The following is a 12318-nucleotide window of genomic DNA, read 5'->3' on the forward strand; positions in this document are numbered from 1 at the left end:
GTCATTCTCAGTTGATATTGTTTATGAACCCTGGGCGCCTAATTGACTATAGAAGCGCCAAGTATCTTCACACATTCTTTCAATTCCATGCTTTGCTTGCCAGCCCAAGACTGCTTTGGCCAAGCCTGAATTTGCATAATACTCTGCCAAATCCCCCGATCTTCGCTCTACAAGATCGTATGGAATTTTTTTACCGCTGACTTTTTCAAACGTGGCAATCATTTCAAGGACGCTATAGGGTTTTCCGGTACCTAGATTGACTGTAATTGCCCCTGGATTGCGCTCTAAGTAATCCAACGCCAACACATGGCCTATAGCTAAGTCGTCAACGTGAATATAGTCTCTGAGACCAGTGCCATCTGGAGTGGGGTAATCACTTCCGAAGACCTTTAAGCGCGGCAAAATGCCTAAGGCAATTTGACCAATATAGGGCATCAGATTATTTGGAGTTCCAACAGGGTTTTCTCCAATTAATCCTGATGAGTGAGCCCCCACGGGATTGAAGTAGCGCAAACAGGCTACTTTCAGTCCGGGATTCGCTTTTGCGCTATCCCCAAGTATTTCTTCTACCATGAGCTTCGTTCGGCCATAGACATTAATGGGGGCAGTAGGCATATCCTCTTGGTACTGCGAAGCCCCTGGTTCCCCATATACGGTTGCAGAAGAAGAAAATACAAAGGTATCTACTTTAGCCTTGAGTATTTCTTCTAGAAGGGTAATGCTGCCGGCCACATTATTGTCGTAATACTTGAGGGGTTGACTTTGGGATTCGCCAACCGCCTTCAGCCCTGCAAAATGAATGACTCCTGAAATCGAGTGATTGTTGAAAATTTTGGAAAGCAATGTCCGATCCCGGATATCTCCTTGATAGAAGACAGGGGTTTTAGAGCAAATTTTTTGGATGCTATTTAAGACTACTAATTTACTGTTGCAAAGATTATCCAGAATTACCACTTGATAACCGCCATCTTGGAGGGCTACTACAGTATGTGAGCCTATATATCCTGCTCCACCAGTAACCAGAATTGTCTTCATATTTTGTGAATTAAAAGTAAAGGGCTTTAAAGGTCCTAATGGTATTCTCTTTGCAATACATCTTCAGTGGGACTGAAAACACATTATTTAATGGGTATTTATTTAAATAATAATATCCTGCAGTTGACGGTTATATTTAAACCCTAAGATACCCATGAAAAACAGAATAAACCTCGCCTATATAAATCTAGATTGGTTAGTAATTTTGTGTGTTTTTATGTTCCCAGTGACGTTTCTGACTGTTCGTCATGGTGTCCATGTTTCCTTATTCGCTCTTGCACTTCTTGCTATGTATCACTTCTTGAGCGGAAAATCACCTAGGATGCAGTTGAATTACCCGCTCGATGCCGTGATTCTTCTAACATTTTCGGGGTTGTTTATATCGATATTGCTGTCTCAGGTATTCCGTGGGGTCATACACTTTGCGGCATTTGATGGGCCATCTCGTCTTTTGACTGCGGGAGTGGTCTTCTTATTTATCAGGCATCTCAATATTCCATACATCAAAGTTTTGAGCATTGCTATTCCAGTCGGATTGATTTGTGTATTTTTAAGCGTGCAATTAAACCCAGGTGCGTATTGGGGCGGGCGTTATGCCACTTATTTTGTTGACCCCAATACTTTAGGATCCCAAACATTCATTCTTGGCCTCCTATCCTTTTTGATGATTGAATGGAGTAGAAAAAAATCCATGGGAATAATCGTGTTGCAAGTTCTTGGTGGGTTGCTCGGCCTATATATCTCCGTTGGCTCTGGCTCACGCGGCGGCTGGCTAACTGCCCCCTTTATTCTTTTAGTTATTTTATTTCTGAGATTGGGGGACATTGCACATGCTAGCCAATCTCAAAAGCAGAAAATGTGGCTACAAACAATTGCAGTTTGTGTTTCTATCTGCATAGTATTTTCAATGGGATTTTATCTTTCAGAGAGGCTATCTACTCGAATCATTAGTGGTTATTTTGAAATCCTCAATTGGATTAGTGGTGCAAATTTAGATGGTTCTGCTGGTATTCGTCTTAGCATGTGGAAGATTTCGCTGCAGCTTGCAATGCAACATTTATGGTTTGGCGCTGGTGAGGTTGGCATTGGCAATCTACTTGTCGGAAGTTATCTGGATATCCCTGCAAATAAAATAGCAATTCATGATATGACTGTTGCCGGACCTCATAGCGATATTCTGAGCAAGTTAGTATCTACAGGCCTCTTTGGATTGGTCGCCTACTTAAGTCTCTTGCTCGTACCATTCTCTATTTTTTGGAAGTATCGCAACGCATTGGATTTGAACGTAAAGCAGGCATCTAGAATTGGTCTTTTTTATATTACTGGCATATTTATTGCTGGACTATCTAATGAGCAGTTATCCCTCAAGTACTTGTGTACTTTTTATGGCTTGATGGTTGCCGCTTTACTGGCTCAAGTGCTTTTTAAGTCTTCAGCTCTAGAGCCGACTCGCCAAGCTTCAGTGGTCTAAGTGGGTTAGGTCTAATGGAGATGAATTTAAATGTGGATGATGCAAAAGTCATTCTATTTTCTGATTCCTCTATGAATATTGGCGGTCAAGAGTTGCAAGCATTGCAACAAATGCGCTCACTCAATAGCCTCGGGTATAAAACAATTTTGCTTTGCAAGCCCAAGAGTGCAATTTCTGTTCGTGCTAGAAGCGACGGTATCGCGGTTCAAGAAATTCCTTTCCGAAACGCTTTTCATATACCTAGTTTGAAGCAGTTATTTGCCTTGGTAAAAGAAAAAACCCCAGTCACCATATTTTGTCACGGTAGTCATGATGCACTGATTTGCGCGCTAGTTGGAATGGTGCAAGCGTTTCGGACGGGTAAGCGTGCCCCAGTCTTTCGTGTAAAAACCTTTCAACATGGGTATCCCCTATCTTTTGCGTACAACTATCTCTTTTCGGGAACGGTCATTCCTAGTCACTATCTACGCTCACGTTTTTTAGTAAACCCTGCTATCAACCCCAATAAACTCCGGGTGGTTTATCCAGGAATTGATTTTTCAGCGCTTGATAGTGCACCAGAACAGTTGCCCGATGATGTCTTGAATTGGCTTGCTTCACGTCCTGGTCCAGTGATATCGCACGGTGCAATTCTGAGGGGCGAAAAAGGGCACAGAACCATTTTGAGGGCTCTTGTCAAGGTTAAGAAGGTGATCCCCAATGTGCGCTATTTAATTGCCGGAGAAGGTCAAGACAAGCCACTACTAGAGACTGAGATTGCAGAACTTGGTCTTAGTGAGAGCGTGCTGTTAACGGGGATATTAAAAAAGATAGCGCCATTACTAAGAAGGAGTGATTTAGCTGTTTTACCTTCTTTAGTTGAACCTCTGGGTATGTTCCAAATCGAGGCACAATATTTAGAGGTGCCGACAATTGCCAGCAGAGTGGGCGGCATTCCAGAAACAATGCTAGATCAGGAGACTGGTCTCTTGATTGAGCCTAGCAATGTTGAGCAGTGGGCTAATGCCATCATTTGGATGCTATCTAATCCAGAGCCTGCAAGGCAAATGGCAAAAGCAGGAAGGCAAATGGTTGTTGAGAAATTCTCTCTCAATGCCAATACTAAAAGTCTTATTAGCTTGCTTGAAAAGGCTTAATTAAATCCATTCAAAAGCATTATTTTTTCTGAGTCCGTGTATGGACATACCATGTTCTTTGAGCTCGCTTCTGCTCGCCTCTGTCTGGTGTTTTTTAGTTTGAATCTTGGTTAACTTTCTTTGTACCCAGCTCTGATTCAGTAGTTTGTAGTTGTAGCGATTCGCTAAGCCATCTTTTTCTGCGAGCCCTCTTTCTTGTTTCATAGCAGTTTGGGTAATCGAGCCAAAGTGATGCAACCACGATGCACCAGTAATTGCGGTTTGAATATTCGACTTCTTGAGCTCATTGAAGAACAAAGTATCTTCATAGCCGAGGAGTTTAGGAATTGGCTGAAAATAACCTACATCCATCCAGACCGATTTATGAATAGCGAGGCACACCGCATGCTTGCTGCCAAAGCGATGTGCATCCTTCATTTCTGCCGTAGCTTTTAGATTGAACGCTTCAAAGTCATAGTCTAGCGGCCCTTCAATTAATGCTGGGCTAATGACTTTGAGATTATTGGATTCTGCAGCGTGAATGAGGTTCTCAATCCACAGGGGTGATACGAGAACATCATTATTCATGATGATGCTCCATTCGCTTTGTAGTGCGAGCGCCCCTTGATTCCAAGCAGTTCCACACCCTAGGTTGGTGGAGTTCAGGATTCTTCCGCCTAACGGCAGTGTTGCAAGGTAATCGCGAGTCCCGTCAGTTGAGTGGTTATCCACCACTACGAGCCGATCCAATGGGGTGCCATGCCTTACCATGCTATCAATGCACATTTTGGTGTATTCAACAGAGTTGTAGCAGGCAAAAGTTAGGCTGTATTTATTGGGGTTCACGATTCAATGGGGTAATGTTTTGTTAAAATGCGCTTATAAGCAATGGTTCTTGATTTTATAGATTTAGTCTTAATTTAAGAAAACCACTGGTTACTCTTATCGTATTACATTTCGCACTTCATTTATTGGTAAATCATGATTTTAATAACAGGTGGCGCCGGCTTTATTGGAAGCAATTTCGCCCTTGATTGGCTTGCCAATCCTATGGCTGAAGGTGTGATTAATCTCGACAAGCTGACTTATGCAGGTAACCTGGCTAATTTAGCGACTCTGAAAGATGACTCCCGCCATATTTTTGTTCATGGGGATATTGGCGACAAAGAGTTAGTTGCCGGCTTGTTAAAAGAGCATCAGCCTCGCGCCATTCTCAACTTTGCTGCAGAGAGTCATGTGGATCGATCTATTCACGGTCCTGCTGAGTTTGTGCAAACCAATATTCTAGGTACCTTCAACCTACTGGAGTGCGCAAAAGCATATTGGAATGGCTTGGATGAGTCTTCCAAGAAAGCATTTCGCTTTCATCACGTCTCTACGGATGAGGTGTATGGATCTTTGTCATCCACCGATCCTGCTTTTACTGAAAAAAATGCTTATGAGCCCAATAGCCCCTATTCCGCATCAAAAGCAGCATCAGATCATTTAGTGCGCGCTTGGTATCATACGTATGGTTTCCCAGTTGTGACTACCAATTGTTCCAATAACTATGGCCCTTATCACTTTCCAGAGAAGTTGATCCCGCTGGTAATTCTTAATGCGCTGAATAGTAAGCCATTACCAATCTACGGTGATGGTCAGCAGATTCGGGATTGGCTTTATGTTGGTGACCATTGCTCTGCTATTCGCGAGGTGCTTGCTAAGGGTAAATTAGGTGAGACCTACAACATTGGTGGTTGGAATGAAAAAGCCAACATCGATGTTGTTAAAACAATCTGCGCGATTTTGGATGAGCTAAAGCCGCGTCCTGATAACAAGTCCTATGCGGATCAAATTACTTTTGTTACAGACCGCCCTGGGCATGATCGCCGCTATGCGATTGATGCTAGCAAGGTAGAGCGGGAGTTAGGCTGGCGGCCTGCAGAGACATTTGATACCGGGATTCGTAAGACAGTGCGGTGGTATTTGGATAATCCACCCTGGGTAGAGTGTGTTGTCAGCGGCAGCTATCGTGACTGGTTGCAGAAGCAGTACAGCTAAACCGCATAAGCCCCCAATGAATATCCTGATATTTGGTAAAGATGGTCAATTAGGTAAAGCGTTTCAAGTGTTATTGGATTCGTTGCTACCCACTTTGGCGGAGCAGCCTAACATTCAATACGTTGGTCGCGTTGAATGTAATTTATCTGATGCTGCTAAATTAAATTCCCTCTTAAATCAATTTCATCCTCAGCTGATTATTAATGCCTCAGCTTACACCGCTGTTGATAAGGCGGAGACTGAGTCGGAATTAGCATTTGCAGTGAATGCAACGGCACCTGCCCTGATGGCACAATATGCAGCAGCGCACGAAGCTAGCTTTTTGCATTACTCCACAGATTATGTTTTTGATGGCGAGAAGTATGGCTTTTATTTAGAGGATGATATTCGCAATCCTCTCGGTGTTTATGGCAAGAGTAAGGCGGCTGGCGAAGAAGCGATTGCTCAAGCATTTGTAACCAGTTCCTCAAGAGGCACCGGTCAATACGCGATCTTTAGAACCAGCTGGGTATATGGAGATGGCGGTAATTTCATTCGTACAATTTTGCGTCTAGCAAAAGACCGGGATGAGTTGAAGGTAATAACTGACCAGCATGGTGTCCCTACTAGCGCCGAGTGGCTTGCCCAAGTGAGTTTAGGTTTGGCAATGAATGCAAAAGGGCGCTTGGACACATTCCCGTCCGGCATCTATCATGCTGTTCCAGCTGGTGAGACAAGTTGGTATGGTCTAGCCCGCTGGGCTGTGCAAGCTGCTTTAGATGCTGGGGTGCCGTTGAGGACACTCCCTCATGCTGTCAAGCCCATTCCTGCGGCGGAATACCCTTTGCCAGCCCCCCGGCCCATGAATTCACGGATGTCGACAGATAAGCTGGCAAAGGTCTTTGGAGTTCAGGGCGATATGTCAAAATTAGAACTATTAAATCAGCCCTGGGATGGAGCCGTTCGCGCCTATGTCCACAATTTGGCTAAAGATGGACTTATCTAAAGAGAGTGCTATGGCAGTAAATCAGATGAATCGCAAAGGTATTATTTTGGCAGGAGGCTCTGGCACTCGTTTGTATCCTGTGACTCAGGCTGTTTCTAAGCAGTTAATGCCTGTGTATGACAAACCGATGGTGTACTACCCATTAACTACGCTGATGCTTTCAGGCATTCGAGATATATTATTAATCTCAACACCGCATGACACTCCGCGATTTGCAGAGTTGCTTGGCGATGGCTCGCAATGGGGTTTAAATATTGAGTATTGTGTACAACCTTCCCCTGATGGCTTGGCGCAAGCATTTACCTTGGGCAAAAACTTTGTTGGTAATAACCCAAGTGCATTGGTATTGGGTGACAATATTTTTTATGGCCATGAACTGGTCGATCAGCTTGATAGTGCTCATGCGCGCACTAGCGGCGCAACTGTCTTTGCTTATCACGTTACGGATCCAGAGCGTTATGGCGTTGTCGAATTTGATAAAGATTACAAGGCACTTTCGATTGAAGAAAAACCGCTAAAACCTAGAAGTAGTTATGCGGTAACAGGCCTTTATTTTTACGACAATCAGGTGTGCGATATTGCTGCCTCAATTAAGCCTAGTGCCCGTGGCGAGTTAGAGATTACGGATGTTAATCGTGCCTATCTTGAAAAAAATGAATTGAGCGTAGAAATTATGGGTCGTGGTTTTGCGTGGCTAGATACTGGAACGCATGATTCATTATTGGACGCAGCAGGTTTTATTGCTACCTTACAAAAACGTCAAGGCCTTATGGTCGCTTGCCCTGAAGAGATTGCCTATCGCCAAGGCTGGATCAGCGCCGAAGATGTTCTTAAAGTTGCTGCTCAACTGAGCAAGAATAGCTATGGTCAATACCTAAGTAAGATTGTGAACGAGCTCAACACCTCCGGCCAAGCCGTTTCCTTATCGCACAAGAAGATGATTGGATGAACGCAACTTCCAAGCTATTAGTTACGCCAACAGCCATTCATGATGTGCTGATTATTGAGCCTAAAGTATTGGGTGATGAACGGGGTTGGTTTACTGAATCCTTCAATTCACAAGACTTCTCCCTGGCCACTGGTTTAAATGTCGACTTTGTTCAGGACAACCACTCTTTTTCTCGCCAATGGACTTTGCGTGGTTTACATTACCAACTAGAGCAGACGCAAGGTAAGTTGGTGCGCGTTGTAGCTGGTAGCGTGTTTGATGTTGCTGTGGATATTCGCAAAGATTCACCAAGCTATGGGAAGTGGGCGGGTGTTGAGTTAAGCGCACAAAACCACAAGCAAATGTGGATTCCTCCTGGCTTAGCTCATGGTTTCTTGGTTCTATCTGAGGTGGCCGAGTTTCTGTACAAGACTACTGACTACTATCATCCCCAAAGTGAAGTCTGTCTAGCATGGAATGATCCTGGTGTTGGTATCCAATGGCCACTACCTCAGGGCATGGCTCCTAATATGAATACCAAAGATTCGGCTGGTTTATCGTGGGATGCTGCCCCCAAGTTCTAACTGAATTTAGGTGCATTTTCAAAAGATAAGATAATGCCCGCATGAGCGTCTCTCCTAAAATTCTTCTGGTAAAGCTATCCTCTCTTGGGGATGTATTACATAACTTGCCGATTGTGTGGGATTTGCGTTCGCGTCTACCGGATGCTCAAATTGATTGGGTTGTGGAAGAGGGATATGTCCACCTACTCACCCCACTTTTATCTCGAGATGGTTTTAGAGGTGTCGATCGCGTAATTCCTTTTGGACTTCGTCGCTGGAAGAAAAATCTTTTTAGCTTGGCAACCTGGAAAGAGTTTTTTTCATTTAGAAAAACACTTCAATCCACCACCTATGACATTTTGATCGAAACACAGGGCCTACTTAAATCTGCCATCGTTTGCTCCCTGGCTAAAAAAAGATCTGGTGCCGTAGTTGCAGGTCTTGCTAATGCAACTGAGTTTTCTGGATACGAGTCCTTGGCTAGATCTTTCTATAATCAGTCAGTCCAAGTGCCAGCTCAGTGCCATGCTGTAGACCGTTCGCGTTGGGTCATGTGTTCTTCATTAGATTGGTCTTTAATAGAGCGTGGTGATGCGCCACAGTTTTATCCCTCACAATTTATATCCAGCATTCCAAAGAGCACTGTTGACGGATTGATTGCGCCATATGTCTTATGCTTTCATTCGACTGCTAGAGAGGCTAAGCGTTGGCCCAATAGTCATTGGATTGAATTTGGTAATGCACTTTCTGCTCTTGGATATCAAGTCGTGTTTCCATGGGGCAGCGCTGCAGAAAAAACTATCAGTCAATTGCTTGCTGCCAAAATAGCTAACGCTTTTGTACCACCTGCGTTTTCTATTGGGGATGCATTCTCCGTAATTTCGGGTGCTGCTTTAACGGTAGGTGTGGATACAGGTCTGACGCATTTAGCGGCAGTACTCAATAAACCTACGGTAGAGATTTATTGCGACTCACCGCGCTGGAAAACCGAAGGTTATTGGTCTGAGCGCATTGCTAATGTGGGTGATATTCAAGATCCACCAAGTGTTCAAGAGGTTCTTGACGTATCTTTGAAACTTCTAAAGTAAGTTCTTAGCGCAGCAGGGCGTTAATCGAAATCAAATCTTCGTCTGATAATGTAGCTGCGTGGGCTTTCAATCTAATCGCATTCAGAATGGTGTTGTAGCGCGCCTGTTGCAGTTGTGAGCGGGTAGTAATGAGCGTATCTAATGCAATGAGCACATCAATATTAATCAGCGTCCCCACTTGAAATCCTAACTTACTGGATTCCAGTGCAGAGTTAGAAGATCGCTCTGCTGCTTCATAGGCTTTAACACTAGCTAGACCCCCGTAAAATCCGGTAAACGCAGTTCTCGTATTTTGGGCTGCAGTGCGCCGAGCATTATCGTAACTAGCTTTAGCGGCATCGAGCAAGGCTGCATTCTGACGAATGACGGAACTATTAAATCCTCCCGAAACCAGCGGGATTGTCATTTGCAGGGCAATAGTATTGTTGTAAATATTGGTGTTTGCAGGTGTGTAGCTATTAGCGCTACCATTTGCAGTGTTGTAGCCAGCTGTTCCAACAAAATTGACAGAGGGATAATTGAGCGCTTGCGAACCACGGTAAGTGCTCTCAGCAAGACTGACGGATAGTTGACCAGTCAATACATTAAAGTTTGCAGTCTCTGCCTGCTGGATCCAATCATCCAGAGTTTGGCCTTTTGGTAGTTGTGGGTTAACACTTTCCGCAATCGGAATGCCGCTACTATCTTTATTTTTGGAGCGAGGATCTTTTAAGACTCCATCAATCTTTGCTTCTTTAATTAGTGGTCGTAGCGTACCTACTGGGCGCCCAGTGAGCTGCTCCAACACGCCACGCTTGACTACTAAATCAGCTTGCGCACCAATCTCTTGGGAGTTGGCAAGATCTAATGCTGCTTGTGCTGTGTTGACATCAACAATGGTGGCTAAGCCAGCATCAAATTTAGCTTGTGCGATCTCAAGTTGTTGTTTGATGAGACTTTTCTTATTACGAAAAAGTTCTACGTTATCTTGGCTGGTGAGTGCATCAAAGTAAGCTTGTGAGACTCTCAATATGAGATCTTGTTGCGCCAAATAAAAACGCATGTCTGCAATCTTGGTATTGAGGTCACCTTGTTTGGATGCCTCAAATGCTGCCAAATTAAAAACAGGTTGTGTGAGAGTTACGGTATAACCCTTTTGATCAAAAACGCGAGAGTTACCTGAGAAGCTTGTTAAGGCAGATCCATTGGTTGCATGTTGGTAGTATCTAGTTCCAATTGGAGTTGCGCTTGCTTGAGGTAGCAAAAGAGATAAGCCTTGCCAATAGAGTTCTTTGCTTGCCTGGTAGTTAAAACGTGCCGCGTTGAGGACTGGGTCGCTAAATGCAGCCTCTTGATATAGTCGAACGAGGTCTGAAGCCTGCACGGCAGGGTTGGCTGCACCATTTCCATTGAGGTTTGAGGGTGCGGCAGAAGTCGGTATAGCCTGCTGAGGGGTACGCACCATTTGTGGGGGCATATCTAGCCCAATTAAGGCTGGAGCGCTCATCGGGGTAGGTAGCGATGGCTTTGCCCCATTGGCAACCTGCCCAAAGGTGTTGGTTGACGTCGCGCTAAGTCCTAGTGCTTGGCACAGGATTAAGCCTAGGGTACTGAGTTGCGAGAGACGAAAACGGGGCGGGGTCATCTAATTTAGTTACTTTTTATATGCCATGAAGTTTAAGGCTTATTTGAGTAAAACGCCTCAATTGAAGCTCATTTTGCCAAATCCTCTGCTTGACTTCATCTATCTATAAAATTGGGGCTATGGATCTAATTTTGCTAGGTAAAGCAGTAATACTGGGAGTTGTGGAGGGCTTAACGGAGTTTTTGCCAATCTCTAGTACGGGACACCTGATTTTGGTGGGTGATTTGCTCGACTTCAATGATGAGCGGGGGAAGGCCTTCGAGGTCATTATCCAGTTTGGTGCCATTTTGGCGGTGTGCTGGGAGTTCCGAGCCAAGCTCTGGAAGGTGACCTCTACTATCAAAACAAGTGCAATCTCTCGGCGCTTTGTAATGAACCTATTGATTGCCTCGATTCCGGCGATGAGTCTGGCCTTTCTATTTGGCAAGCATATTAAGGCTGTCTTGTTTGCCCCCATTCCGGTTGCTAGCGCTTTTATCGTAGGGGCGCTAGTCATCTTTTGGGCTGAGAAACGTCAGAAAACAGTCACTGTGACTAAAAATCATATCCAGTCGGTAGATGAGCTCACTCCTTTGGATGCATTGAAGGTGGGCTTAGCTCAGTGCGCTGCTTTGATACCAGGAACCTCTCGCTCTGGAGCAACCATTATTGGCGGAATGTTATTTGGCTTACCACGCGCAGTAGCTACGGAGTTCTCATTCTTCTTGGCTATTCCAGTCATTGGCGGGGCTACTGCCTATGAGTTGCTTAAGCTTTGGAAGAGTCCCATCTCTTTATCTGGGGACTTTACTTGGGCAATTATTGTCGGTTTTATTGCTGCTTTTGTATCCGCTTTTATTTGCGTGCGTTGGCTGATTCATTATGTTGCTGGACACAACTTCATTCCTTTTGCTTGGTATCGAATCATCTTCGGTGTGCTGGTATTGTTGAGCGCATATAGCGGTTTAGTTGCTTGGTCACATTGAGATAGCTCTTATCAATATTAATAAAGATCGACTGGAAAACTGATGGATATATCAATAGACGCAATTACGAACAATATTCAATTAGCTCTTGCCCCAGTATTCCTATTGACTGCAGTGGCTACGTTAATTAACGCAATCTCTGCTCGCTTGGCTCGTTCTGTCGATCGTATGCGGGCCATTCAGCACCGTATTCAGGAAGGCGGAATTCAGGATCAAGTTTTACTGAGTCATATGATGAAAGAGGCTAATGAGGCAAAAGTTCGAGGTCGTCTATGTACTGCTGCCATTTTCTTTGACGTATTAAGTGGCGTGTTTATTTCACTTACCGTACTAGAGCTATTTTTCTTTCAAGCGGGTGCAGTCCGATCTTTGCAAGCAACTTATGTAATCTGGACTTTTGTACTCGGTCTGGTCTCCTTTATGACTTCGCTCTCTATCGTTTTGAGTGAAGTGGTTTATGCTTATCGTTCAGCTAGCTGGAATACCCCTTTTCCAAAATAAAAT

Annotated in this window: 12 protein-coding genes; 9 read left to right on the top strand and 3 right to left on the bottom strand. The window is 44.4% G+C overall.

Features of this window, described 5'->3' with window-relative positions:
- Positions 1–21: 21 nt before the first annotated feature.
- Positions 22–1035, bottom strand: a complete 1014-nt coding sequence (gene galE / locus FD977_RS01280) for a UDP-glucose 4-epimerase GalE (RefSeq protein WP_215305786.1) — start codon at positions 1033–1035, stop codon at positions 22–24.
- 154 nt (positions 1036–1189) lie between these two features.
- On the opposite strand from galE, the gene FD977_RS01285 reads away from it, so the two are divergent.
- Positions 1190–2506, top strand: coding sequence for an O-antigen ligase (locus tag FD977_RS01285; protein ID WP_215305787.1), 1317 nt, complete (start codon positions 1190–1192; stop codon positions 2504–2506).
- A gap of 20 nt (positions 2507–2526) precedes the next feature.
- Positions 2527–3642, top strand: coding sequence for a glycosyltransferase family 4 protein (locus tag FD977_RS01290; RefSeq protein WP_215305788.1), 1116 nt, complete (start codon positions 2527–2529; stop codon positions 3640–3642).
- On the opposite strand, the gene FD977_RS01295 is transcribed toward FD977_RS01290, so the two are convergent.
- The gene (locus FD977_RS01295; RefSeq protein ID WP_215305789.1) at positions 3643–4467 is read right to left on the bottom strand and encodes a glycosyltransferase family 2 protein; all 825 of its coding nucleotides are present in this window, start codon (positions 4465–4467) and stop codon (positions 3643–3645) included.
- Between the two features lie 135 nt (positions 4468–4602).
- On the opposite strand from FD977_RS01295, the gene rfbB reads away from it, so the two are divergent.
- Genes rfbB through waaC form a run of 5 tightly spaced genes read left to right on the top strand, consistent with a single transcriptional unit; the run spans position 4603 to position 9225 of the window.
- A complete protein-coding gene (gene rfbB / locus FD977_RS01300; protein WP_215305790.1) occupies positions 4603–5661 on the top strand; it encodes a dTDP-glucose 4,6-dehydratase in 1059 nt (352 codons plus the stop codon).
- A 16-nt stretch (positions 5662–5677) separates the two neighbouring features.
- Positions 5678–6646, top strand: a complete 969-nt coding sequence (gene rfbD / locus FD977_RS01305; protein WP_215305791.1) for a dTDP-4-dehydrorhamnose reductase — start codon at positions 5678–5680, stop codon at positions 6644–6646.
- Between the two features lie 25 nt (positions 6647–6671).
- Positions 6672–7595 (top strand): glucose-1-phosphate thymidylyltransferase RfbA, encoded by a 924-nt coding sequence (gene rfbA / locus FD977_RS01310; protein WP_215307000.1) that lies wholly within the window; start codon positions 6672–6674, stop codon positions 7593–7595.
- A complete protein-coding gene (rfbC, locus tag FD977_RS01315; RefSeq protein WP_215305792.1) occupies positions 7592–8158 on the top strand; it encodes a dTDP-4-dehydrorhamnose 3,5-epimerase in 567 nt (188 codons plus the stop codon). Before rfbA ends, rfbC begins: the two co-directional genes overlap by 4 nt.
- 41 nt (positions 8159–8199) lie before the next feature.
- The gene (waaC, locus tag FD977_RS01320) at positions 8200–9225 is read left to right on the top strand and encodes a lipopolysaccharide heptosyltransferase I (RefSeq protein WP_215305793.1); all 1026 of its coding nucleotides are present in this window, start codon (positions 8200–8202) and stop codon (positions 9223–9225) included.
- A 4-nt stretch (positions 9226–9229) separates the two neighbouring features.
- On the opposite strand, the gene FD977_RS01325 is transcribed toward waaC, so the two are convergent.
- The gene (locus tag FD977_RS01325) at positions 9230–10849 is read right to left on the bottom strand and encodes a TolC family protein (protein WP_215305794.1); all 1620 of its coding nucleotides are present in this window, start codon (positions 10847–10849) and stop codon (positions 9230–9232) included.
- Between the two features lie 119 nt (positions 10850–10968).
- Here FD977_RS01325 and FD977_RS01330 point away from each other — a divergent pair, with 119 nt between their 5' ends.
- Together FD977_RS01330 and FD977_RS01335 are read left to right on the top strand one after the other, a co-directional pair.
- Complete coding sequence (locus FD977_RS01330) at positions 10969–11814, top strand: undecaprenyl-diphosphate phosphatase (RefSeq protein WP_215305795.1); 846 nt, start codon at positions 10969–10971, stop codon at positions 11812–11814.
- 42 nt (positions 11815–11856) lie between these two features.
- The gene (locus FD977_RS01335) at positions 11857–12315 is read left to right on the top strand and encodes a DUF2721 domain-containing protein (RefSeq protein WP_215305796.1); all 459 of its coding nucleotides are present in this window, start codon (positions 11857–11859) and stop codon (positions 12313–12315) included.
- Positions 12316–12318: the final 3 nt, after the last annotated feature.

The sequence above is a fragment of the Polynucleobacter sp. AP-Elch-400A-B2 genome, from assembly GCF_018688355.1.
In the GTDB taxonomy this organism is placed as follows: domain Bacteria; phylum Pseudomonadota; class Gammaproteobacteria; order Burkholderiales; family Burkholderiaceae; genus Polynucleobacter.

Coding starts and splice junctions, on each gene's coding strand:
- waaC (WP_215305793.1), top strand. CDS start 8,200: ATGAGCGTCTCTCCTAAAATTCTTCTGGTAAAGCTATCCTCTCTTGGG.
- FD977_RS01330 (WP_215305795.1), top strand. CDS start 10,969: ATGGATCTAATTTTGCTAGGTAAAGCAGTAATACTGGGAGTTGTGGAG.
- rfbC (WP_215305792.1), top strand. CDS start 7,592: ATGAACGCAACTTCCAAGCTATTAGTTACGCCAACAGCCATTCATGAT.
- rfbA (WP_215307000.1), top strand. CDS start 6,672: ATGAATCGCAAAGGTATTATTTTGGCAGGAGGCTCTGGCACTCGTTTG.
- rfbD (WP_215305791.1), top strand. CDS start 5,678: ATGAATATCCTGATATTTGGTAAAGATGGTCAATTAGGTAAAGCGTTT.
- FD977_RS01290 (WP_215305788.1), top strand. CDS start 2,527: ATGAATTTAAATGTGGATGATGCAAAAGTCATTCTATTTTCTGATTCC.
- FD977_RS01325 (WP_215305794.1), bottom strand. CDS start 10,849: ATGACCCCGCCCCGTTTTCGTCTCTCGCAACTCAGTACCCTAGGCTTA.
- rfbB (WP_215305790.1), top strand. CDS start 4,603: ATGATTTTAATAACAGGTGGCGCCGGCTTTATTGGAAGCAATTTCGCC.
- FD977_RS01285 (WP_215305787.1), top strand. CDS start 1,190: ATGAAAAACAGAATAAACCTCGCCTATATAAATCTAGATTGGTTAGTA.
- galE (WP_215305786.1), bottom strand. CDS start 1,035: ATGAAGACAATTCTGGTTACTGGTGGAGCAGGATATATAGGCTCACAT.
- FD977_RS01335 (WP_215305796.1), top strand. CDS start 11,857: ATGGATATATCAATAGACGCAATTACGAACAATATTCAATTAGCTCTT.